The sequence below is a fragment of the Chryseobacterium sp. HNCC26DJ239 genome, assembly GCF_057180445.1.
On record NZ_JBXUGJ010000007.1, the window covers coordinates 104816 to 129287 of the forward strand.

A 24472-nucleotide genomic window follows, 5' to 3' on the forward strand; every position below is an offset into this window, starting at 1 on the left:
TTTTAAAAAAGTTGATTAAAAGTAAGAAATTGCCACAAAAAAACCTCTAAAAAATTTTAGAGGTTGATATTTTTTTCTGAGTTGAATTAATATTTCAGCAATTCTTCGATTTTGGCAGTTAATTTTTCTGCGTTTGGAAGCATTTCTTTTTCCAAAACTAAATTGATAGGAACTGCAGGTGTATTTAGAGAACCCATCGTTTCAACCGGTGCATCCAAATATTTGAAACAGTTTTTAGAGATTCTGTGTGCAAAAGCTTCAGCAAAAGAATTATTCAATTGTTCTTCTGTTAAAACGATACATTTTCCGTGTGCTTTTACTCTTTCGAAAACCAATTCTTCGTCCAAAGGAATAATAGTTCTTAAGTCGATAACTTCAATTCTTCCGTTGAAGTTTTTCGCAGCTTCTTTCGCCCAATAAACGCCCATTCCGTAGGTTACAACCAATAAAGTTCTTCCTTTTTCGGTTTCGTTTTTGTCTGCTTCGATAATTACTTTTCCTTTTCCGAAAGGTAAAATATAATCTTCAGCAGGCTCAATAGTTTTTGCGTCTTCCGTTCCTGGAACTTTACTCCAGTATAAACCTTTGTGCTCCAACATTACCACAGGATTCGGGTCGTAATAAGCTGCTTTCAATAAACCTTTGAAATCTGCAGCGTTGCTTGGATAAGCGATTTTTATTCCTTTAATATTAGCTAAAATACTTTCAACACTTCCACTGTGATAAGGTCCGCCACCGCCGTAAGCGCCGATTGGAACACGGATAATGTTACTTACAGGATATTTTCCTTGACTTAAATAACTCGATTTTGAAATTTCAGTAATCAATTGGTTGATTCCCGGATAAATATAATCGGCAAACTGAACTTCAACAATAGGTTTTAAGCCAACTGCACTCATTCCGGCAGTCGAACCAATGATATATGCTTCTTGAATGGCTGTATTGAAAACTCTTTTGCTTCCAAATTTCTTTCCTAAAGTAACCGTTTCACGGAAAACACCACCAATTCTTTCACCAACATCTTGTCCGTACAATAATGCTTCTGGATGTTTCCACATCAACTCTTGAATCGCATGAATTGCCGCATCTACCATCACTATTTTTTCTCCACCTTCAGGTTCGCGCGTTCCTACTTCTTCAGTAATTGGAGTAGGTGCAAAAACATGGTTCATTACCGTTTCCGGTTTTGGGTCTTCGGCTTTTTGTGCTCTGTCGAAAGCTTCTTCAGCTTCCAAACGTGCTTTTTTGGTGATTTGTTTTAGAAGTTCTTCATCAACACCCGCTTCAAGCAATTGATTTCTTAGGATATTTCCTGGGTCTTTTGCTCTGTGTTTTGTTAAATCTTCCTCGTCTCTGTAAAATTCTCTTCTTACCCCAGAAGTATGATGACCGATAAGAACGGTTTTAGCACAAACAACCAAAGGTTTTCTTTCTGTTCTTACAAAATCAACGGCTTTTTTCATCACTTCGAAACTTTCTACAAAGTCAGTTCCGTCTACTCTCATTCTGCCTAAACCTTCAAAACCTGCTACAAAATCGTAAGCGTCACAAGTTCTTGCTTCGTCTTTTGTTACAGAAATACCCCATTCGTTGTCTTGAACCAAGAAAATAATAGGAAGCTGGTGTAAAGCTGCAAACTGAAAAGCTTCGCTTACTTCACCTTCTGTTACAGAATTGTCTCCTAAGCTACAAACGACAACTGGGTTGTTTTCGAATTGCTGTAAGTTGAAATCCTGAATATATTTAATTCCCTGTGCAACTCCTGTTGTAGGAATTGTCTGCATTCCTGTTGCAGAACTTTGATGAATTATTTTAGGTTTATTTTCGTCTCTGCTTGAAGGGTGAGAATAGTAAGACCTACCTCCAGAAAAAGGATCTTCTGCTTTTGCTAAAAGCTGTAGCATCAATTGATAAGGCTCAAAACCGATTCCTAAAAGAATACTTTCGTCTCTGTAATAAGGAGAAACCCAGTCTTCTTTTTGTAGTTGATAGGCGGTTGCCAATTGAATCGCTTCGTGACCTCTAGATGTACTGTGTACATATTTACAAACATTTCTGTTTTCTTCGTAAATATCTGCCATTGCTTTGGCAAGCATCATGTGGTTGTAAGCTTTTAATAATATATCTTGAGAAACTTTTTCGTGAAGTGTATTTTCCATAGCGAGCAAATATACATAAAATTAGAAATCCGAACAATTGTTAGTGTTTATGATTATTTAATTGATTTTTAAATTGTTATAGGAATTTTTGATGGTTTTAACAAATTTTGAGCTTACGAAAATGTTAACGTATATTCATTATTTTTTTAGACTAAACAAATTTCAAAACACAAAAAATTACCATAACTTTACATTCTCTTTTTTCAAAATAAAAAAGGCAAAAATTTAAAATGTACTTAGTTTTTGATACGGAAACCACAGGTTTACCAAAGAATTTCAACGCACCACTTTCAGATTCAGACAATTGGCCAAGAATGGTTCAGATTGCTTGGCAATTGCATGATGATAACGGAACTTTAATTGAAAATCAGGATTATATCATTAAACCTGAAGGATATGATATTCCCTTCAACGCCGCAAGAATTCACGGGATTACGACGAAAATTGCCAACGAAGAAGGTCGTGATCTAGAAGAAGTTTTACACGAATTCTCTAAGGTTTTAGAAAGAGTAAGGGTAGTTTCTGGTCACAATGTAGAGTTCGATTACAATATCGTTGGTGCAGAATTTTACCGAAAAAATATTACAGACAATCTTCAGGAAAAACCAAGAGCCGATACAATGGTTTTGGGAACAGATTATTGTAAACTTGGAGGTGGAAAAGGCGGTCGTTACAAATCTCCAAAATTGGAAGAGTTGTACGAAAAGCTTTACGGTCATAAATTTGATGAAGCGCACAACGCAGCAGCCGACGTAAACGCAACAGCTCAGGTTTTCTTCGAAATGATGAGAATTGGCGTAATTCCTGCGGAAGTTTTAAAAGTTTCTGAAGACCAATTAGCTTATTTTAAAACGCTATATCCAGACCCGATAAAACCTTTTGAAATAGTTATCAGAAGGCAGGTTGCAGATTTCAACAATAAGAAAAAACAACAGGATTTCGGAAGTGTTGATGAGATTGATTTAGGAAGATATTTCAACTTCAACAATCACAGTGTGTTTTCAACTTTGCAGGCGACTTCGGGAATTAATGATTTAATTAAAAAAGCAACTGATGATAATTTTCCAGCAGTCGGAATGGTCGATTTAGGAAATATGATGGGAGCTTTCAAATTTGTTTCGGCAGTTGAAGGTGCAAATGGAGACAGGGCAAAAAAACATAAAGAATATTTAGCAAAAAAACAGGAAGCAGAAGAAAAAGGAGAGGAGTTTACAGAAGTTGAACCGCCTTCCGAACCTTTAATTCCTGTGGTGGGCTGCGAGTTTTATATTTCAGACCGATACGAGCAAAAACAGTTTACCAAAGACGACCCCGACAGAAGAACGCAGGTGGTTTTATTGGCAAAAGACTTTAACGGATATAAAAATTTAGCAAAACTTTCGAGTATTGGATTTTTAAAAGGATTTTATTTCGGAGTTCCAAGGATAAGTCGTGAGTTGATTGCTGAATATAAAGAAGGAATAATCGCTTTAACTTCAGGAATCAACGGTGATGTTCCCGATGCAATTTTAAATACGGGTGAACAAAAAGGGGAGGAACTTTTCAAGTGGTGGAAAGATACTTTTCAGGATGATTTTTATGTACAGATTCAAAACCATAAACTTCCTGAAGAAGAGCATTTGAATGACGTTTTACTGCACTTTGCAGATAAATATAATGTTAAAATTTTAGCACAAAACGAAACTTACTATTCAAATAAAGATGATTCTAATATTCAGGATATTGTAAGTTGTATTAAAGACGGTGAAAAGCTTACAACGCCCGTTGGTAAAGGTTTTGGAAAGAGAAGAGGATTAGCAACTTCCGAATATTATATAAAAACTGCAGAAGAAATTAAAGAAGCTTTTCTTGCTTATCCCGATGCGTTTGAAGCGTATGAAGAATTTACAGCGAAATTTAAACCTTATACTTTAAAAAGAGACGTTCTCCTTCCAAAATTTGATATTCCAGAAGAATTTATTCATCCGGAAGACGATGTAGATGGCGGAAAACGTGGTGAAATGGCATATTTAACGCACCTAACTTACGAAGGAGCGAGAAAAAGATATGGCGATGACGGAATAACTCCCGATGTAAAGGAGCGTTTGGATTTCGAGCTTGAAGTTATTGCAAATACGGGTTATCCTGGTTATTTCTTAATTGTTCAGGATTTCTGTAATGAAGCCCGAAAAATGGGAGTTTGGGTTGGTCCAGGTCGTGGTTCTGCAGCTGGTTCTGCAGTTGCCTATTGTATTGGGATTACTAATGTAGACCCAATTAAATACGACCTCCTTTTTGAGAGATTCTTGAATCCGGAAAGGGTTTCGATGCCCGATATTGATATTGACTTTGATGATGAAGGTCGTGATAAAATCATTAAATGGGTTGTCGAAAAATATGGTAAAACGCAGGTTGCACAGATTATTACATACTCGGTTTTGGGTGGAAAATCGGCAATTAAAGATGCGGGAAGAGTTTTAGATGTTCCGATTCCGGATACCAATAATATTGCGAAATTGATTCCTTCAACACCGGGGATGAACATCGCGAAAGCTTTATCTAAATACGATAAATTAAAACCAGAAGAACAGCAACTTGTTGATGAAATGAAGCTGGTTCTAAGCAGTCCGGAAGACCCTCGACATGGGGTTTTAGCAAGTGCTAAAAAAATGGAAGGTTGCATTAGAAATACAGGGATTCATGCTTGTGGAGTAATTATTACACCGGAAGATGTGAGTAATCTGGTTCCGGTAACGATTGCGGCAAAAGATGCTGATATTTTGGTATCTCAGTTTGATAACTCGGTGGCGGAAAGTGCAGGTCTTTTGAAGATGGACTTTTTGGGTCTGAGAACTTTAACCATTATTAAAGATGCTTTAAAAATTGTAAAAGCAAGACACGGAGTTGATATCGACCCAGATTTGATTCCTTTGGATGATACCAAAACCTATCAGTTATTTAAAGAAGGAAGAACGGTGGGGATTTTCCAATATGAAAGTCCCGGAATGCAAAAGTACATGAGAGAGCTTAAACCAACAGTTTTTGCCGACCTTATTGCCATGAACGCATTGTATAGACCGGGTCCTATTAAATATATTCCAAACTTTATCAACAGAAAACACGGGATTGAAGAAATTGTCTACGATTTACCAGAAACCGAAGAATATTTAAAGGAAACTTACGGAATTACCGTTTATCAGGAGCAGGTAATGTTGCTGTCTCAAAAATTGGCAAATTTCACCAAAGGTGAAGCCGATACTTTGAGAAAAGCGATGGGTAAAAAACAGATTGACGTTCTGAATAAAATGTACCCAAAATTTATTGAAGGAGGAAGGAAAAATAATCTGGATGAAGAAAGATTAGAAAAAATCTGGAACGACTGGAAAGCCTTTGCGGAGTATGCCTTCAACAAATCTCACTCTACTTGTTATGCTTTTATTGCGTATCAAACTGCGTTTTTAAAAGCGAATTATCCTGCTGAATATATGGCGAGTGTAATGAGTAATAACATCAACAATACAGAATCGATTACCATGTTCATGGAAGATTGTAAAAGTATGGGTGTTGATGTTTTAGGGCCGGATGTAAATGAATCTCAATATAAATTTTCGGTAAATGAAAAAGGGCAGATTCGCTTTGGTTTAGGTGCGATTAAAGGAATTGGAGAAGGGCCAAGTGAAGCCATTACGAGAGAACGTGAAAACGGAAGATTTAGAAATATTTATGATTTCTTTGAAAGGATTTTGCCTTCTCAAATGAATAAAAGAGTGGCAGAAAGTTTGGTGGTTGCAGGTGCTTTTGATGAATTGGATTCTTTTCACAGAGGTCAGTATTTCGATATTGATATGGCGGGAAGAACAAATTTGGAACGATTAATTCGCTACGGACAAAGCTTCCAGGAAAGTAAAAACGAGATGGAAAACTCTCTTTTTGCAGATTTTGCAGAGGAAGTTCAAATTGAGCAGCCAAAACTTGCCCCTTGTCCGGAATGGCCGAATATGCATAAGCTTAATAAAGAAAAAGAAACCATTGGCTTCTATCTTTCTGCGCATCCTTTGGATGAATTTAAATATCAGTTTCAGTTTATGCAGGGAAGTTTGTCTAAAAAAGCAATTTTAGAAAAAGACGAGGAAGCAAAAATTGTAACCGATGAAGCTCCGATTCTTGAAAAAGATTCAGTTGATGAAGTGGCAGATTTAACGGAAATTGTCGTTGATGATATTGTTGCAGGCGAAGAAGAGGAAATAATTGAAGAAGTAACTAAAAAAGCTGAACCCAAAGGGAATTTTCTGTTTTTAAATCTCGATGAGGTCGATGCTTACAAGGAAATAGCTTTTGCAAACAAGCAAGAAGAACTGTTTGAAGAAAAGAAAAAAGACTGGAAAACACTGCAAAAAGAAAGAGAAAATGGCGGTGGCGGAAAAGAATACACTGTTGCCGGATTGATTACAGAATATGTCGTGAAAGACGGTTTCAGAAGTGGCGAAAAAGTGGCTTTCCTTACTTTAGAAGATTACTCTGGTTCGTACTCTTTCAGGCTTGGAGACAGAGATTATATGAAGTTGAAGGAAAAATTGGAAGTACAGCGTTTTGTGATTTTGAAAATAAAATTTGCTCAGGTAAAAGACGGGCGTGTATTTGTGAATGTGAATGAAGTGATCGAGCTTCAGGAAGCATTCGAGCGATTTGCAAAAAGTATTTCTTTGGTGATGGATGTGATGGATTTCAGACCGGAAGATTTGAACTTTTTTAGAAATGTTTTAGAACGGAATCAAGGAAATCAAAAGTTGAAGTTTTATATAAGAGATTACGACGACGATTTTACCATGCAGCATATTGAGGTTCAATCTATGAAGTACTCTGTAAATTTAAACAGTGATTTAATACAAAATATTCAGTTGATGAATAAATACGAGTTTTACCTTAATTAATGGTGAAAAAAAATATGATAAGGGGATGATTTTTCATCCCTTTTTTTGTTTTTATGCATTGGTTTACATGTTTTTATGGAGATTTTTTTTAATGCGTTTTTGTGGAGTTATTTATGATTTTAATACAAAATCTAAAAGTCTAATAAATTAATAGACTAATAAACAATGTGTTACGATTTTTTGATAATTATGTTAAATTAAATGATTGTTTAATAATAATTTATATTAATTATATTTTGGATGATAATTTGAAATAAATTGAATGAATTTCGTTGAAAAAATATAATTTTAAAGCCAGTTTTAAAAATTAAAATAAGTATGAGAAAATTAAACTTTTTGTTTATGCTTTTGGTAGGTGTTTTTGCCTGCCAAATGTATTTGGCGCAAGGGTTTACGGTTTCTAGTTGCTCTAATCTTGGATCTAACACGTATGGCCCGATGAATAGCGTAGCAACTGCAAACAGTAAAAACCGAACGGCCTTTATTATTCCTGCATCGCAGTTGTCTGCAGTTGCTGGTGGAACATTTACCTCAACATTTTTTAAGAGGGTTACAACAACCGGTGCTTTAAATGCGGATACAACTTTTAAGATTTATCTTAAAAATGTAACTGCTACAGATTTTGGTTCAACTTCTCCGACTTGGTCTACAGAAATTGGATCTGCAACTTTGGTTTACGATTCTAATCCGCAAGCTGCTGTTGGTAGTGCAGAAGGGTGGAAAGAATTTGCACATTCCACAAACTTCGTTTATACTTCTGGAAGTAATTTAGCTGTTTACTTAGAATATGTGCAGACTACTGCCCAAGCAGCCTCAATTTCTTGGAATTATGAATATACTTCACCATGTGTTAATACTTCTAATTCTAATACAACAAAATATTCTAATACTACTTCTGCATTTGGGGCTACATTGGGATCAAGTGATTATCGTAGACCATTGATTGGTTTTAATGTAACGATGCCGCCAGCAACTGTAGTGCCTGCGTGTAGTACCTTAACTGCGCCTGCGAATGCTGCAACTGGTGTATCTATTACGCCAACACTTACTTGGGGTGCGGTTTCTAATGCTCATACATATAATGTTAATCTTGGTACTACAAGTGGTGGAATCAATGTTCTTAATGCTTATAATGCCGGGTTAAATACTTCGTATGCTTTTTCTAGTTCAAATCAACTTAATTATGCTACGACATATTACGCAACAGTTATACCATCAAATAATATTGGAAGTGCTACTGGTTGTATAGAATCATCGTTTACAACTATAGCAGTACCATGTCCTTCTGTCTCTCAACCGGCAACCGCCGCAGTGGGAACATCTCTTAAGCCTACGATTACGTGGTCTTCGGTAGCAGGTGTTACAGGATATAAATTATCTGTAGGTACTACTGCTGGTGGAACTGATATTTTAAATAATATTGATCTGGGTAATGTTCTTACATACACATTTGCTAGCAATTTAAATCCGTCTACGCAGTATTTTTATACTGTTAAATCTTACCAGGGAGCTAATGTGTCGAGTGGATGTACTGAAAGAAATTTCACTACAGGAACAGCAGTTCCTCCTGCAAATGACGAATGTGTGAATGCAGTTGTATTAACTGTGAATCCTTCATTAACATGTACTGCTACTACGTCTGGGAATACATTAGGGTCATCGATGTCAATGGCGGCAACATCATGTCTCGTGACACCAAATGACGATGTTTGGTTCACATTTGTTGCAACTTCGCCAAGTCATATTGTTACATTGTCTAACATTGTTTCCACGGGAACAACAACTGGTATTACAGATATGTACTTTCAAGTGTTATCTGGATCTTGTGGTAATATGACAAGTATGTTGTGTTCAGATCTAGAATCAAACACTGTTACAGGTCTTACTGTAGGACAGACTTATTACATTAGAGTTTACACATATTCTGCAGCGGCAACAGCTAGTGCAAGCTTTAATATTTGTGTAAGTACACCTCCGGCACCTCCGGTAAATGATGAATGTGCTAATGCAATTTCATTAAATGTAAATCCGGATATGAATTGTGGTGCTGTTACCTCGGGTACAACATTAGGAGGTACAAGTTCTGGTGTAGCTTTGGGATCTTGTTCTGGAACAGCTGATGATGATGTTTGGTATAAATTTACGGCTACATCTACGGCTCATACAATACAGTTGAAAAATGTGGTTTCAGTAGGTACTTCGTCTTCATCTTCTCTATACTCACAGGTGTTTAGTGGTGTTTGTGGTACTTTAACAAGTTTAAATTGTATTAGCTCTAATACTAATTTTTCATATTTAACAGGTTTAACGGTAGGGCAAACTTACTATGTAAGAGTTTATACCTACGAGGTTAATTCTGGTGCTACTTTTTATGCACATAACTTTGATGTTTGCGTAGGAACACTTCCTGCTGCTCCAGCGAATGATGATTGTTCATCTGCAACATCTTTAGTGGTTAATTCTACTTTAACATGTTCTGCTCCTGTAGCAGGAACAACACTTTCGGCAACTAATTCAAATGTTGCAGTAGGTACTTGTACAGGAACTCCTGATGATGATGTGTGGTATTCTTTTACTGCTATCGGTACAGCGCATACGGTGGTGTTGTCCAATGTTTTGTCTGTAGGGAATTCTTCTTCAACAAGTTTATATACGCAGGTGTTTAGTGGAGCATGTGGTTCTTTGACAAGCATAAAATGTGGTACTACAACTACGACAAATCTTACGGGGCTTACTCCTGGACAGGTTTATTATGTAAGAGTTTATAATTCTAATACAAATACAACATCCATCTATGCTAATACATTTAATATTTGTATTGGAACACCACCGCCGCCACCAACTAATGATGATTGCGCAAATGCTACGAGCCTAACCGTAAGTACTAATGACACAAGCACGTTTGTTACAGGTTCAACGGTAAGTGCAACTCAAAGTACTGGAACTACGCCTGGTTGTAGCGCTTCTGGAATTAATGATGACGTATGGTATTCTTTTACTGCATCGGCTACGACGCATTTTGTACAAGTTTTATATTCGGATAATGCTACAACCACTCAAATATATTCAGGAGCTTGTGGAAGCTTAACTGCGGTTTCATGTTTTGATGGAGGTTTAGGGAATTCGAGTATGTTACTACAAAATCTTACTATTGGCCAGACGTATTATGTGAGGGTATATTCAAGTACTAGTACAAGTACTACAACTTCTAGTTTCCAGATTGCTGTAACAACTCCTACCGTTCCATCTAACGATACTTGTGCAACAGCTACTGCAATTAGTTGTGGTGGGACTGTTCAAGGTAACAATGCTTTGGCTACAGATGATGCGCTACCTACTTCTACTTGTGGAAGTTCAGGGACAACTGCGAGTTATAAGGGGGTTTGGTTTACTGTAAGCGCAACAGAAAATGGACCAATTGTGGTGGATGCTTGTGGAACTCAGTATGATGCATATTTGAGGGTTTATACAGGTTCTTGTTCTGCCCTTACTTGTTTCAGTAATACTGTTGGTGTAGGTTATGCTGATAGTGGTTGTACATCGAATCTTTATAATTCTCCAACTGTTACATTTACAGGTGTTGCAGGTACAACTTATTATATTTTGTTAACAGGATATACTGCTGCTAGAATAGGAAATTATAGTGTTTCAATAACTCAAGGTTGTACGAATCTTGCAACTTTAGAGAGTGTTAAAAAGGAGGAGGTAAAAGCTTATCCAAATCCTTTTACAGATTTACTTACAATTTCGGATGTGAAAGATGTAAAATCTATTATGATTTCTGATATGTCTGGTAAAATTGTGAAAACAATTCAAAAACCAGAATCTACTTTACGTTTAGGAGATCTAAATGCAGGTATGTATCTCGTGATTTTAAATATGAACGACGGTTCTAGACAGACTGTTAAAGCTATTAAGAGATAAATAAATTCTGCTTAATTAATTCAAGCCGATAGTATAAATGCTATCGGCTTTTTTAATTTTTATATTCGTATTAGGTTATATATTTTAAGTTTTCATAAATTTGCATTTATTTTATTAAATTTTGTAATGAATAAACATTTATTGTTGTTGTTTTTGTTTTTAAGTTGTTGTTTTTCAGGACAAACCTACTGTGCTCCTGGTTTTTTTTATGGTTGTAACCAGGGTGATCAAATAGATAGCTTTTCAATTCCTTCCGTTGGATTTAATCATCAAAATACAGGATGTTCTCCTAGTTCCTATGGGGATTATACTTCGCAAACCATTAATTTAAGTGCAGGTGTTAATTATGCCTTTAGCACAACCCATGGTTTTAGTCAGCAAAATGTTAGAATTTGGATTGATTTTAATAACGATGGAACTTTTACTGATACTGCTCCAGAATTGGTGGCTACAGGATCAAGTGCTTTTGTTGCGAATGTAGATGTTACAAATGGAACGATTTCAATTCCTTCAACAATTGCTTCTGGGCTTTACCGAATGAGAGTTGCAGATCGCTTCGAATATCAGCCTCTTCCATGTAATATAGATGGTTTTGGTGAAGCTCACGACTATACTGTTTCTATTGGAGGTACTCCTTCCTGTTTGGCTCCCGATAATCTTTTGGTTTCAAACATTACTTCTTCATCAGCTACCTTATCATGGTCTGCTTCTGCAAGTCAAGCTTCTTTAGGATATGAATATTTTTTATCAACCAATTCTTCGGTTCCGGTTTCTTCAACGGTGGCAACGGGAAGTGTTGGTGCAGGAGTTTTAAATGCAACTTTAGCGGTTTCTCCTGCTACAAATTATTATGTTTGGGTGCGTTCGGTTTGCAGCTCTGCATCGAAAAGTTCTTGGTCGGCTGTATTAAGCTTTGCTACACCATGCTTGTCAATCACCCCTTCGTACACAAATAATTTTAATACTTTTCCTGGTTCTTGTTGGTCGCAGGCTTCAGGTGGATCGGCAGCAACAGGACCTTCAGGAACTGATGTTTACTGGGTAGAAGATGGTTTTTTAAACATAAACTACACCGGTGCGGCTTCTATAAATTTGTTTGATCAGAATCGTAGAGGGTGGCTTAAGAGTCCTGTATTTAATTTGTCTTCTGGAGGTTATACATTGAAATTTAATTACGGAATTACTGCTTTTAATAGTACTTCTTCATCGGCGATGGGGTCAGATGATGTTGTACAGTTGTTGGTATCTACCAATGGGGGGACGAGTTGGACAGCACTTCAGACGTGGAACGCTTCAAATACGCCTTCAAATACTAATAATCAGTTTTCTTTAAATCTTTCAAGCTATAATTCTGCGAATACTGTTTTTGCATTTTTTGCATCAGATGGTTCAGTTGTAGATTCTCAGGATTATCAATTTTTCGTAGATAATTTTACTGTGGAAAGTAATGCTAGTTTGTCTACAGTAGATAATATTGAGGTAAATGATGCTATTTATCTCTATCCAAATCCAACAAGTGATTATTTTATTATTTCCAAATCTGAAATGATAAAATCTGTTCAGATCTTTGATGTTACAGGCAAAATTGTTAAGACAGAGGAAAATGCTGTGTCGAAAATTGATGTAACTAATATGGTTGCAGGACAGTATTTTGTTGCTATTAAGAAAAAAGATAATACTACATCTGTTATTAAACTTGTAAAAAAATAATATTTATTGTAAATAAGTGTAATTGCGTATTGTTTTTGTATTGAATATGCTTTTTCTTTAGGATATTTTTATAATTTAGCCGGTATCATTAAAATATTGAATATGAAAAAATGCTTATCGGTTGCAGGGGTGCTTATTGGTGCCCTTTCCTTTGCACAAACTTACTGCACTCCTGAATTTTCTAGTGGATGCGACTATGGGGATGTTATTGATAGTTTTCAAATTTCTTCTGCATCTTTTACTCATTCTTCTACAGGTTGTTCTGCAAATGCCTATGGAGATTATACGGCGCAAACTATTACTTTAAATGCGGGTTTGAATTATGACTTCAGCGTTACCCACGGATACGGAAGTCAGTATGTTAAAATTTGGATTGATTTCAATAATGATGGAACCTTTGATGGAACCTCAGAACTGGTGGGTTCAGGAACGAGCACTTATGATGGAACAACAAATGTAACCAACTCAATCATTGCAATTCCTGCTACTGCACCTGTCGGTAATCATAGAATGAGAGTTGCGGATAGATATTATACCGAACCTATACCATGTAATTTGGATGGCTATGGTGAAGCTCATGATTATACTGTGTCTATTGCTGCTGCACCAAGTTGTCTTGCTCCTTCTGGTGTAAATGTTTCAGCGGTTACTGCTTTTACGGCAAATCTTCAGTGGACAGCGCCTCCATCTGCGCCTTCTTCAGGGTACGAATATTATTATTCATCAAATTTTGCATCTCCTACTGCCACTACTGCGGCAACGGGAAGTGTGGGAGCGGGTGTTGTTTCAGTTCCTCTTATAAATTTATCGGCAACAACTAATTATAGAGTCTGGGTGCGTTCTGTATGCAGTACAACCGAGAAAAGCGCGTGGTCACTTTATACATCCTTTACAACTCCTTGTGCGGCTGTAGTTCCATCTTATACAAATGATTTTAGCGTTGATCCTTCACCTTGTTGGTCACAAGCATCGGGTGGAACTCTTGCATCGGGACCAACTGATACTATTACCAATTGGTATTCGGATGATTTCTTAAATTCTGGTTCAAACCAATCAATGAAGATTAATTTATATTATCAGGATACTGTGGGTTGGTTGAAAAGTAATGAGTTTAATTTATCTGCAGGTGGTTATAGAGTGAAATTTGATTACGCAGTTACAGCTTGGGGAGATACAGTAGCTTCTGCAATGGGTTCAGATGATACGCTTACTTTTGCAATTTCTACAAATGGAGGCTCTACTTGGACGGCTTTACAAACATGGAATGCTTCTAATGCGCCATCCAATACATCAACTCAGTTTTCGTTAGATCTTACGAATTATAATTCTGCAAGTACTTTCTTTGCATTTATTGGCTCTGATGGTGTAGTAAACGATGCTGAAGATTATGATTTCTTTATTGATAATTTTACCGTAGAGCAAATTGTAAATCTTGCCACTAATGAAAATAGTAAGGTTGAAGATAAAATTGCTGTATATCCAAATCCTTTTACAGATGTTATAAATATTAAAAATTCTGAAAAAGTACAATCGGTTTCTGTTGCAGATTTCAATGGAAGAATTGTTAAAAGATTTGATAAGGTAGATTCTGCTTTAAGAATGGCAGAGCTTAGTTCTGGAATGTATCTTTTAATTCTAAAAATGAAAGACGGTTCTCAGCAAACTCAAAAAGTTATTAAAAAATAAATTAGGAATCAATTATATAGTAAAAAAACAGATGTCTCAAAAAGTCATCTGTTTTTTTATTTAATATTTAAGAATTATTTAGAGGGTACTGGTTGCAATTCACCTGTACTCAGTCCGTCGAAAATAGCAGGGAAAAACATCACCAGAATAAAGTAAATTACGATCATTAAGGCAACTAGAGCAATTAATGTAATGACAAGTGCGTTGGGTTTGTTTTTTTGTATTGGTTCCATGATTTAGCGTATTAATTATGTGAAATTTAGATCATAATTAATGCTAAGCTAATTTCTTGCCACACTGTTTACAATATCTTGCATCATCATCTATGTCTTCATTTCCGCAACGATCGCATACAAGTTCTTTGTTTTGTCTTTTGTTGCGCATTTCGGCAGTTACAATACCAGTAGGAACTGCAATGATAGAGTAACCAGCCAACATTAAGATTACGGCGAAAAATTTTCCCATGGGAGTAATAGGAGAGACATCTCCATAACCAACTGTAGTTACGGTAACTACTGCCCAGTAAATCGATTGCGGTATATTGTCGAAACCAGGTCTGCCGCCTTCTACCATAAACATCATAGAGCCTACAATAACCGAAAAGATTATAAGGAACAAAAGAAAGATGTAGATTTTTCTTGAGCTGTTTTTTAATGCTCTCATAATTACCGTTCCGTCATTCATAAAATCCATTAGGTTGAATACCCTGAAAACGCGCAGCATTCTAAGCATTCTGAAAATGAGGAAATATTTGGTAATAGGGAAGAAAAAACTTAAGAAAAACGGAACGAGCGAAAGCAAGTCGATAATACCAAAAAAACTGAAAATGTAGTTTTTCTTGTTTTTAAGTACCGCGATTCTCAATGCGTATTCAATGGTAAAAAGAATAGAAATAATCCATTCAGAAATAATAAAAATGCGGTGGAATTTCTTATCCAGATTGGGCACGCTCTCCATCATCACGATCAAGGTGCTGCAAAGAATCAAAATAAGTAAGACTACATCGAAAAGCATACCTAATCTTGTGTCTGCACGATAGATGACTCGGTATAAAAATCTTTTCCATAATTGATCTCCGGGAATTAGATTGTGCTCTCTTTCCATCAGTTTTTTGTTTCAGTAAATATTAAGTAATTTCGTAACAAACTTACAGAATAAAATGACAATACAAGAGGTAATCTCAAAAATAGAAAAAAGAATACAAATTGCACAAGCAGAAGATTTTGATAACGTTGGCCTTCTGTGCGGAGTTCCGGAGAGAAATGTGAGTGGGATACTCGTTTGTCATGATGCGTTAGAAAAAGTGGTCGAGGAAGCTGTTGCTAAAAACTGCAATTTAATAGTGTGTTTTCATCCGATTATTTTTTCAGGGTTAAAATCTTTAACAGGGAAAAATTATGTCGAAAAAGCAGTATTGAAGGCTATTGAAAATAAAATTGCAATCTATGCGATTCACACTGCATGGGATAATGACTATTTTGGTGTAAACGCCGGAATTTGCCAACAATTAGGATTGAAAAACCTTCAGATTCTTCAGCCAAAGAAAAATAATTTGAAACAACTTACTGTTTTTGTTCCGAAAGATCATGCTGAAACTGTTAAAGAAGCCTTGTTTGAAGCGGGCGCAGGAAATATTGGCTTTTATGACCAATGCAGTTTTAAAATTGCAGGAGAAGGTACTTTTAGACCGATAGAAGGTTCAAATCCATTCTCTGGAACGCAAAACGTACGCGAAAACGCAGATGAGGTATTGCTTTCTGTGATTTTTGAATCTTTCAAACAATATAGAATCGTTGCGGCGATGAAAAATGCCCATCCATATGAAGAAGTAGCGCATCAAATTTATAGTTTAGACAACGAAAATCATTATGCAGGTCTCGGAATGTTTGGTGAGTTTGAAGAGGAAATGAATGAGGTAGATTTTTTAAAATTTGTTAAAGAAAAATTTAGCATAGATCTCATTAAGCATTCTCAATTTACAGATAAAAAAATTAAAAGAGTAGGCGTTTTGGGTGGTTCTGGTGCGAGCGGAATTAAAGCTGCGCTTTCTAAAAAATGCGACGCCTATCTTACAGGAGATTTAAAATACCACGACTATTTTTCTGCAGAATCTAAGATGTTGCTTTGTGATGTGGGGCATTATGAATCTGAGCAATGGGTAAGTGAACAATTATTTGAAATTTTGTCACAAATTTTTAGTACATTTGCAGTCTTGAAATCTAACGAAAAAACAAACCCAGTAAATTATTTCCTTTAGATATGGCAAAAACCACCGATATTTCAGTTGAAGAAAAATTGAGAGCTTTATATGATTTGCAGATCATTGATTCCAGATTGGATGAAATCCGAAATACAAGAGGAGAATTGCCAATCGAAGTGGAAGATCTTGATATCGAGATCGCAGGTCTTGAAAAAAGAGCTGAAAAATTCCATGCGGATATTAAAGAGCAAAATGATCAAATCAATACTAAAAATGAAGTGATCAACCATGCAAAATCTTTAATTGAAAAATACAAATCTCAGCAAGATAGCGTAAGAAACAATAAAGAATTTGAAGCTTTAGGAAAAGAAATCGAATATCAGGAGCTTGAAATTCAGCTTGCTGAAAAAAGAATTAAAGAATTTGGAGCTAAAATTGCTCACAAAAACGAAACTTTAGATGAGCTGAATAGCAAAATCGAAGATCTTAAAAACCACCTTAAATTCAAAAAAGAAGAGTTGGAAGGTCTTATTTCTGAAACTCAAAAAGAAGAAGAATATCTTATTGAGCAGTCTAAAGAATATGCTTCAAAAATCGACGATAGATTGTTGGCTTCTTACAACAGAATCAGAACAAACTCTATTAACGGTCTTGCAGTTGTAGGTCTTGAAAGAGGAGCTCCAAAAGGATCTTTCTTCACAATTCCACCACAAAAGCAAATGGAAATCGCTCAGAGAAAGAAAATCATTATCGATGAGCATTCAGGAAAAATCTTGGTAGACGACGAATTGGTTATCGAAGAGACTGAAAGAATGAAATCTGTAATTAAATTCTAAGAATTACATTCTAAAATATAAAGACCGGGATTTTTTCCGGTCTTTTTTTGTGAAATTATATAGGGTAAGATTTTTCTTTTTTAGAAGATTGAAAATACATGTAATTTATTTGAATGTAAGGTTTACGTAATGAATTTACAAAAATTATGTACTAAGAAATTAAATATAAAAAAACCGCCTCAAAAGAAGCGGTTTTATTTTTATCCTTCATGACCATACATTCTATTGTACAAATCAATAAATTTCTCTTTAATAGCCTTTCTTTTCAGCTTTAAAGTTGGGGTTAAAAGTCCAGCTTCAATGCTCCAGATTTCTGGGGTTAATTCAATTTTTTTAATTTGCTCCCAATTTCCAAGATGTTGGTTTATGCCTTCAATTTCCTTGGTAATTCTATCTTTAAGTTGGCTGTTTTGTGCAATTTCTTTTGGAGTGGTTCCGATGGTAATATTGTTTCGCATTGCCCAGCTTTTAGCAAATTCAAAATCGGGCTGTACTAAAGCGGTTGGCATTTTTTCGCCATCTCCAACCACCATAATCTGTTCGATGAATTTTGAAGCTTTCGCTAGATTTTCAATGGTTTGAGGAGCAATATATTTTCCTCCAGAGGTTTTGAACATTTCCTTTTTACGGTCGGTAATTTGTAAAAATCCATCGCTGTCGATGTGCCCTATATCACCAGTTTTAAAGAAACCATCTTCTGTGAAAGATTCTTTCGTTTGCTCTTCATTTTTGAAATATCCTTTAAAAACAGAGGGGCCTTTCACTGTAATTTCACCATCTTCCTGAATTTTTACTTTCAGATTATCCAAAGGTTGTCCTACTGTTCCGATTTTCATTTTTCCGAATGCGTTTACCGAAATTACAGGTGATGTTTCCGTTAAACCATATCCTTCAAGAATAGGAATTCCCGCATTTTGGAACATTAAATTTAACCTTGTAGAAAGTGCTGCAGAACCCGAAACTAAAGTTACAATTTCTCCTCCCAAACCTTCTCTCCATTTTTTGAAAACCAATTTATCGGCAATAATTTCCTGTAAACCTGAAGGTTTAGAAACCGTTTTCTTTTTTTGAATTAAATCTAAAGCCCAGAAGAATATTTTTTGCTTCAAACCACCAGCAGAAGAGCCTGTTGCGTAGATTTTATCGTACACTTTCTCTACCAATCTTGGTACAACGCTCATGTAATGTGGTTTTACTTCTTTTACGTTTTCGCCCATTTTATCAATGCTTTCCGCGAAATAAATCGAAAAACCATTGTATTGAAAAAGATAGAAAAGCATTCTCTCAAAAATGTGGCAAATCGGAAGAAAACTTAAAACTCGGGTATCTTTATAATCTAGACTTTTCTTTCTCGGAATTCTTGGAACAGAGCCCAAAACGTTGGAAACAATATTTTCGTGGGTAAGAATTACTCCTTTTGGTCTTCCTGTGGTTCCTGAAGTGTAAATTATAGTTGCTATATCTTCTGGATTGATGGCTTTTGCCAAATCTTCCACTTCAATTTGTGTAGAATCGTCTTCACCAAGGTCTAGAATTTCTCGCCAGTTTGCTGCACCAGAAATAGTATCGAAAGTAAAAACTCCCTGTAAACTTGGGATGTTGTGTTTCACTTTCATTACTTTATCTAGTAACGTTTTGTCGGATACAAAACAGTATTTAATCTCTGCATTGCTAAAGATAAATTCGTAATCTTCAGGCGAAATACTTGGATAAACAGGAACTGAAATAACGCCAATTTGAGATAGACCAAGATCCATAATCGCCCATTCTGTGCGAGAATTGGTGGTAATGAGAGCAATTTTGTCACCCGGTTTTATGCCTAGCTTTAGGAGTCCTCTTGATATTTTATTGGCTTCATAAATAAATTCATGAGTAGACGTTTTTCTCCATTCGCCATTGTATTTCGTCACAAACATATCGTCTTTAGGATAGTTTTCTAAAGCATGTTGTGGGATATCAAATAATCTTTTAATCGTCATAATCTTTTGTATGATTTTTAATAAATTTAAATATAAGCATTTTTTTTAACTGCAGAACTTTCTTTTAATAAAAGGTAATATAAGCTGTTTTTGGCATAATAAAAATGAACTTTTTTTGAAGAGACAATAAAATGAAGTTCAAATATTATTCCTTCAAAAAAAGTATCAAAAAATTATAGTTTTCATATTTGCCTAAAAAGTGTAAATTAGCGACCATATAATTCGAAAATTTTTATGGACTTTAATTTATCAGAAGAACAGCTGATGATTCAGCAGGCAGCAAGAGATTTTGCACAAAACGAACTTTTACCGGGAGTAATCGAAAGAGATCGCGATCAGAAGTTTCCTGCGGAACAGGTAAAGAAAATGGGGGAAATGGGGCTTCTAGGAATGATGGTAGACCCTAAATACGGTGGTGCAGGTATGGATAGCGTTTCTTACGTTTTAGCAATGGAAGAAATTGCAAAAGTAGATGCTTCTGCAGCCGTTGTAATGTCTGTAAACAACTCTCTGGTTTGCGCAGGTCTTGAAAAATTTGCGTCTGAAGAACAAAAAGTAAAATATCTTACGCCTTTAGCAAGCGGAGAAGTAATTGGAGCTTTCGCTCTTTCTGAGCCAGAAGCAGGTTCTGATGCTACTTCACAAAAAACAACAGCTGAAGATAAAGGAGATTATTATCTTTTAAATGGTATTAAAAACTGGATCACAAACGGGGGTACAGCTTCATATTACATCGTAATTGCACAAACAGATCCTGAAAAGAAACATAAAGGAATCAACGCTTTCATCGTAGAAAAAGGATGGGAAGGTTTCGAAATTGGTCTTAAAGAAGATAAATTAGGAATCAGAGGAAGTGATACGCATTCTTTGATTTTCAACAATGTAAAAGTTCCTAAAGAAAACAGAATCGGGGAAGATGGTTTCGGTTTCAACTTTGCAATGGCTGTGTTGAACGGAGGTAGAATTGGTATTGCTTCTCAGGCTTTAGGGATTGCTTCTGGAGCTTACGAATTGGCTTTGAAATATGCTAAAACCAGAAAAGCTTTCAAAACTGAAATTATTAATCACCAAGCAATTGCTTTCAAATTGGCAGATATGGCAACTCAGATTACTGCTGCGAGAATGCTTTGCTTCAAGGCAGCTTGTGAGAAAGATGCAGGTAAAGATATTTCTGAAAGTGGTGCAATGGCAAAACTTTACGCTTCTCAAGTGGCGATGGATACTACAATTGAAGCCGTTCAAATTCACGGTGGATACGGATATGTGAAAGAATATCACGTAGAAAGAATGATGAGAGACGCGAAGATTACGCAGATTTATGAAGGAACTTCAGAAATTCAGAAAATTGTAATTTCTAGAAGTATTGCGAAATAAGCAACCTCTTTTTAGATAAAATAACAAAGGCTTTCAGTATTCTGAAAGCCTTTGCTGTAACTAAACACAAACTTTTATATAAAATTATGGGTCAAATTGCTTAACCAATAATGCGGTGCAAAAATACAAATCATAATTCAATTATTCTTATCGAATCATTAAAATTTCATTAAATTTTTTCTGAAGCCTCTTCAGACCCTTTATTTCTCTTCTTTTTGTAAAAATAATATCCAATTCCTCCGGCAAGAAATAATGGCCAAAACGGAACAAAGAATAGGAAAATTCCTGTAATGACATCCCATCCAGAATCTATTCCTGATGAAAATTTTCCGCCAAAAGTTTCAGGCTTTGTTACAGCAACTTCCGCATTTTTTTCGTTTCCGTATAAAGTAATATCGATGTCGCAGATGGTTTTTCCAACATATTTTTCGCCTGAACTGCTGATGGTTTTATCTATGATGTTTCCAAAATTGTAAGTTACATCATCCATAAAATAATCAAAATTATCTAATGGAATTTGCAACCTCAAGTACGCTGTTTTGCTATCGTCGCTATTCACTCGTAAGTTTTCGCTTCTTACTTTTCCGTCGTATTTTTTAATTTGATTTTCGACGTAATTTTTTGCATCATACGTATTATTAACCTCAACTTCAAGATTGGCAGTCTTTTTTAGAAAACTTATCGCGTTGTTTTGCGGTTTTTCTGTGTTTTTATAAACGATTTTTGTTTCCTTAATTACTTTTGGAGCAGGAACATTCACTACAATTTTTTCTTCTTTTTTCTCAGTTGAGTCTTTTTTGATAGACGGTTTAGAATCGAATTTTACATTGGAAATTTTGTCACCCAAAGAATCGATAGAAGAGGTGGTTTTTTCAAATTTTTCTTTTAAATCTTTTGAAGTTTGGTCGAAATCTTTAATTTTCACCTGTGCAGAATCGAAAACGGCTTCAGTTTCTTCATGAATTTTTTCTGCTTTTTCAGAGAAATCAGATAGGGTGCTGTCTGCATTTTGTAGCGCTTCACTTATGGGTTCAGTTGCAGCTTCTCCCTTTTTACACATGATAAATGTACTTGATATTGCAAGTAGCAAAATAGCTTTTTTCATAACGTTTAATTTTGTTGATGTAAAGCTATCGGGTAATTTCTTGTAATGTTTGTAAAGGAAATGTTTTCTAAATGTAAATTTTTAAGTAATTGATTTTTTGTGTTTTGTAAAATAGGTTTTGAGGTTTTACAAAGAGTGATTTGGTTTTATTTCATCGATAATTTTCATTTTTCGTTTGAATTCTTTTTCAAATTTTCGAATTTTAAACTTGAAAAGAAAAGTTGGCGCAAGAAATAAAAACGCTTCTGCGAGCACGATTATAAGTATTGGTTTCCATGAAAGGAGTTTTCTAAAGTCTATATCTTCGTCTTCTGAAATTAAACAACCTAATGAAATTAACGCAATGAAATTAATAAATATAGGATAGAATTTATGCCAGAACTTTGCAAATTGATTTTGAATTACTTCATATTGTACCTCTGTTACTTTGCCACTCTTTTTAAAATATCCCTGAATAGAACAGTAAGCGAGATTTATTTTAGCATTTTTAGTAATCTTGAATTGGTTTTTTATAATTCTTCCATAAAACGGTTTGGAGCTTATGTTTATGGTGAACATTGAGAATAGACCGAGTTTTATGTTCGGACTGCCTGTTTTTGTAAGTTCTTCTAAGGTGTTTTGAAATTCTAAGTATTCGAATTCTGATTTTGGCATTATGTCTTTAATGATTAGAATTATTCAGATTACAAAACAACAAAAAAATCCGCAGAAAAATCTGCGGATTGTATATCAAGTTTAATTCTTTTAAGCGTTTCTAAATTCACTAATGAAGTGCAATTTCACATTCGGGAATTTCTCCTGCGTCATGTGAATCGTGAACGAAGAATCTGCAAGGAATACCAATTGATTGTATTTGTCTCTTGCCAAGAATCTTTGCTTCAACCTCGCAAACTCTCTGAATTCATCAGATTTTTCATCGGCTTCTACCCAACAAGCTTTGTGCATAGAAAGTGGCTCATAAGTACATTTTGCACCGTATTCGTGCTCCAAACGGTATTGGATAACTTCGTACTGAAGAGCACCCACTGTTCCGATGATTTTTCTACCGTTCATTTCAAGCGTAAACAGCTGTGCAACACCTTCGTCCATTAATTGGTCGATACCTTTTGCCAATTGTTTAGCCTTCAGTGGGTCGTTATTGTTAATATATCTAAAATGTTCCGGAGAAAAACTCGGAATTCCTTTAAAGCTCAGTTTCTCACCTCCAGTCAAAGTATCTCCAATTCTGAAACTTCCTGTATCGTGAAGTCCAACAATATCTCCAGGGAAACTTTCGTCTACCACCTCTTTTTTATCTGCAAAGAATGCGTTTGGTGAAGAGAATTTCATCTTTTTGCCTTCTCTTACCAAAAGATAGTTTTCGTTTCTTTTAAATGTTCCGGAAACAATTTTCACGAAAGCCAAACGGTCTCTGTGTTTCGGGTCCATATTGGCGTGAATTTTAAATACAAATCCGGTGAAAGAGTTTTCCTCAGGTTTTACAATACGCGTATCGCTTTCTTTTGGTTGTGGCATTGGTGCGATGTCGATAAAGGCATCCAACAACTCACGAACTCCAAAATTATTCAATGCAGAACCAAAGAAAACGGGTTGTAAATCTCCTTTCATATAATCTTCACGATTAAATTCAGGGTAAACAGATTGTACTAAATCGAGTTCTTCTCTTAATGTTGTCGCTGCTTTTTCACCAATTACTTCATCGATAGAAGCATCGTTGATGTCGTCAAACTTCATCGTGTCTCCAACTTTCTGTTTTTTCTCTTCCAAGAAAAGCTGAATGTTGTTTTCCCAAATATTATAAATTCCCTGGAAGTCACTTCCCATACCGATTGGCAAAGAAAGCGGACAAACCGTAAGACCAAGTTTCTGTTCAACTTCATCCAATAAATCGAAAGCATCTTTACCTTCACGGTCAAGTTTATTGATGAATACCAACATTGGGATATTCCTCATTCTACAAACCTGAACTAGTTTTTCAGTTTGTTCCTCAACCCCTTTTGCAACGTCGATTACAACGATTACGGAATCTACAGCCGTTAAAGTTCTGTATGTATCTTCTGCGAAATCTTTGTGACCAGGCGTATCGAGAATGTTGATTTTGTGGTCTCTATATTCAAAAGCCAACACGGAAGTTGCCACAGAAATCCCTCTCTGTCTCTCAATTTCCATGAAATCGGAAGTTGCTCCCTTTTTAATTTTATTCGATTTTACCGCACCTGCTTCCTGAATTGCTCCTCCAAAAAGTAGTAATTTCTCGGTAAGGGTGGTTTTTCCGGCATCGGGGTGAGAGATAATTCCGAAGGTTTTTCTTTTTTGTATTTCTTTGATTAAGTCTGACATATCGTATTTTGAAGTTGCAAAAATCGTGATTTTTATCGGATTCTGAAAATCGGATTTCTAAATTGTAATAACTTGTTTTTAACCGCAAAAGTCACAAAAGATTTATATGATTTTATAAAAGTTTATCACTGTGAAAATAAAAACTCAAAACAGGTTTGTTTTTAATCTGTGAAAATCTGTGGGAGATTTTGACACATTAGTCACATGAGTTTTAGTTTAAAATAATTGAGAATATTTTAGAGCACATGA

At 35.6% G+C, this 24472-nt stretch carries 14 protein-coding genes; 7 read left to right on the forward strand and 7 right to left on the reverse strand.

Annotated elements, in window-relative coordinates:
* Positions 1-86: 86 nt before the first annotated feature.
* On the reverse strand, positions 87-2159 hold the full coding sequence (locus AC2A1D_RS15655; protein ID WP_484044512.1) for an alpha-ketoacid dehydrogenase subunit alpha/beta: 2073 nt from the start codon (positions 2157-2159) through the stop codon (positions 87-89).
* Positions 2160-2389: 230 nt separating this feature from the next.
* Here AC2A1D_RS15655 and dnaE point away from each other — a divergent pair, with 230 nt between their 5' ends.
* The 4 genes from dnaE (at position 2390) to AC2A1D_RS15675 (ending at position 14389) form a co-directional block, all read left to right on the forward strand.
* Complete coding sequence (dnaE, locus tag AC2A1D_RS15660; protein ID WP_484044513.1) at positions 2390-7069, forward strand: DNA polymerase III subunit alpha; 4680 nt, start codon at positions 2390-2392, stop codon at positions 7067-7069.
* A gap of 318 nt (positions 7070-7387) precedes the next feature.
* On the forward strand, positions 7388-10993 hold the full coding sequence (locus AC2A1D_RS15665; protein WP_484044514.1) for a T9SS type A sorting domain-containing protein: 3606 nt from the start codon (positions 7388-7390) through the stop codon (positions 10991-10993).
* Between the two features lie 126 nt (positions 10994-11119).
* Entirely contained in the window at positions 11120-12703 is a 1584-nt protein-coding gene (locus AC2A1D_RS15670; RefSeq protein WP_484044515.1) for a GEVED domain-containing protein, read from the forward strand.
* Between the two features lie 102 nt (positions 12704-12805).
* Positions 12806-14389 (forward strand): GEVED domain-containing protein, encoded by a 1584-nt coding sequence (locus AC2A1D_RS15675; RefSeq protein ID WP_484044516.1) that lies wholly within the window; start codon positions 12806-12808, stop codon positions 14387-14389.
* Between the two features lie 74 nt (positions 14390-14463).
* Here AC2A1D_RS15675 and AC2A1D_RS15680 read toward each other — a convergent pair whose 3' ends face one another.
* Together AC2A1D_RS15680 and AC2A1D_RS15685 are read right to left on the reverse strand one after the other, a co-directional pair.
* The gene (locus tag AC2A1D_RS15680; protein ID WP_484044517.1) at positions 14464-14622 is read right to left on the reverse strand and encodes a hypothetical protein; all 159 of its coding nucleotides are present in this window, start codon (positions 14620-14622) and stop codon (positions 14464-14466) included.
* A gap of 43 nt (positions 14623-14665) precedes the next feature.
* Positions 14666-15493: an ion transporter gene (locus AC2A1D_RS15685; RefSeq protein WP_484044518.1), complete on the reverse strand. Its 828-nt coding sequence runs from the start codon at positions 15491-15493 to the stop codon at positions 14666-14668.
* Positions 15494-15548: 55 nt separating this feature from the next.
* Between AC2A1D_RS15685 and AC2A1D_RS15690 the strand changes: the two genes are divergently transcribed.
* Both AC2A1D_RS15690 and AC2A1D_RS15695 read left to right on the forward strand, forming a co-directional pair.
* On the forward strand, positions 15549-16646 hold the full coding sequence (locus tag AC2A1D_RS15690) for a Nif3-like dinuclear metal center hexameric protein (protein WP_484044519.1): 1098 nt from the start codon (positions 15549-15551) through the stop codon (positions 16644-16646).
* A gap of 2 nt (positions 16647-16648) precedes the next feature.
* Positions 16649-17425, forward strand: a complete 777-nt coding sequence (locus AC2A1D_RS15695) for a zinc ribbon domain-containing protein (protein ID WP_484044520.1) — start codon at positions 16649-16651, stop codon at positions 17423-17425.
* 200 nt (positions 17426-17625) lie between these two features.
* On the opposite strand, the gene AC2A1D_RS15700 is transcribed toward AC2A1D_RS15695, so the two are convergent.
* The gene (locus AC2A1D_RS15700) at positions 17626-19404 is read right to left on the reverse strand and encodes an AMP-dependent synthetase/ligase (RefSeq protein ID WP_484044521.1); all 1779 of its coding nucleotides are present in this window, start codon (positions 19402-19404) and stop codon (positions 17626-17628) included.
* A 234-nt stretch (positions 19405-19638) separates the two neighbouring features.
* Here AC2A1D_RS15700 and AC2A1D_RS15705 point away from each other — a divergent pair, with 234 nt between their 5' ends.
* Positions 19639-20778: an acyl-CoA dehydrogenase gene (locus AC2A1D_RS15705; RefSeq protein WP_484044522.1), complete on the forward strand. Its 1140-nt coding sequence runs from the start codon at positions 19639-19641 to the stop codon at positions 20776-20778.
* A 169-nt stretch (positions 20779-20947) separates the two neighbouring features.
* Here AC2A1D_RS15705 and AC2A1D_RS15710 read toward each other — a convergent pair whose 3' ends face one another.
* The 3 genes from AC2A1D_RS15710 to AC2A1D_RS15720 all read right to left on the reverse strand — a co-directional run bounded on the left by AC2A1D_RS15710 (position 20948) and on the right by AC2A1D_RS15720 (position 24223).
* Positions 20948-21883 (reverse strand): DUF4349 domain-containing protein, encoded by a 936-nt coding sequence (locus tag AC2A1D_RS15710; protein WP_484044523.1) that lies wholly within the window; start codon positions 21881-21883, stop codon positions 20948-20950.
* 126 nt (positions 21884-22009) lie between these two features.
* Positions 22010-22537 (reverse strand): hypothetical protein, encoded by a 528-nt coding sequence (locus AC2A1D_RS15715; protein WP_484044524.1) that lies wholly within the window; start codon positions 22535-22537, stop codon positions 22010-22012.
* A 90-nt stretch (positions 22538-22627) separates the two neighbouring features.
* Positions 22628-24223 carry a peptide chain release factor 3 gene (locus tag AC2A1D_RS15720; RefSeq protein WP_484044525.1) on the reverse strand — a complete coding sequence of 532 codons (1596 nt, stop codon included), beginning with the start codon at positions 24221-24223 and terminating at the stop codon, positions 22628-22630.
* Between the last annotated feature and the right edge of the window lie 249 nt (positions 24224-24472).

Bases quoted from the DNA above. Each gene is read 5' to 3' on its own strand.
- AC2A1D_RS15655 (WP_484044512.1), bottom strand. From the start codon at position 2,159: ATGGAAAATACACTTCACGAAAAAGTTTCTCAAGATATATTATTAAAA.
- dnaE (WP_484044513.1), top strand. From the start codon at position 2,390: ATGTACTTAGTTTTTGATACGGAAACCACAGGTTTACCAAAGAATTTC.
- AC2A1D_RS15665 (WP_484044514.1), top strand. From the start codon at position 7,388: ATGAGAAAATTAAACTTTTTGTTTATGCTTTTGGTAGGTGTTTTTGCC.
- AC2A1D_RS15670 (WP_484044515.1), top strand. From the start codon at position 11,120: ATGAATAAACATTTATTGTTGTTGTTTTTGTTTTTAAGTTGTTGTTTT.
- AC2A1D_RS15675 (WP_484044516.1), top strand. From the start codon at position 12,806: ATGAAAAAATGCTTATCGGTTGCAGGGGTGCTTATTGGTGCCCTTTCC.
- AC2A1D_RS15680 (WP_484044517.1), bottom strand. From the start codon at position 14,622: ATGGAACCAATACAAAAAAACAAACCCAACGCACTTGTCATTACATTA.
- AC2A1D_RS15685 (WP_484044518.1), bottom strand. From the start codon at position 15,493: ATGGAAAGAGAGCACAATCTAATTCCCGGAGATCAATTATGGAAAAGA.
- AC2A1D_RS15690 (WP_484044519.1), top strand. From the start codon at position 15,549: ATGACAATACAAGAGGTAATCTCAAAAATAGAAAAAAGAATACAAATT.
- AC2A1D_RS15695 (WP_484044520.1), top strand. From the start codon at position 16,649: ATGGCAAAAACCACCGATATTTCAGTTGAAGAAAAATTGAGAGCTTTA.
- AC2A1D_RS15700 (WP_484044521.1), bottom strand. From the start codon at position 19,404: ATGACGATTAAAAGATTATTTGATATCCCACAACATGCTTTAGAAAAC.
- AC2A1D_RS15705 (WP_484044522.1), top strand. From the start codon at position 19,639: ATGGACTTTAATTTATCAGAAGAACAGCTGATGATTCAGCAGGCAGCA.
- AC2A1D_RS15710 (WP_484044523.1), bottom strand. From the start codon at position 21,883: ATGAAAAAAGCTATTTTGCTACTTGCAATATCAAGTACATTTATCATG.
- AC2A1D_RS15715 (WP_484044524.1), bottom strand. From the start codon at position 22,537: ATGCCAAAATCAGAATTCGAATACTTAGAATTTCAAAACACCTTAGAA.
- AC2A1D_RS15720 (WP_484044525.1), bottom strand. From the start codon at position 24,223: ATGTCAGACTTAATCAAAGAAATACAAAAAAGAAAAACCTTCGGAATT.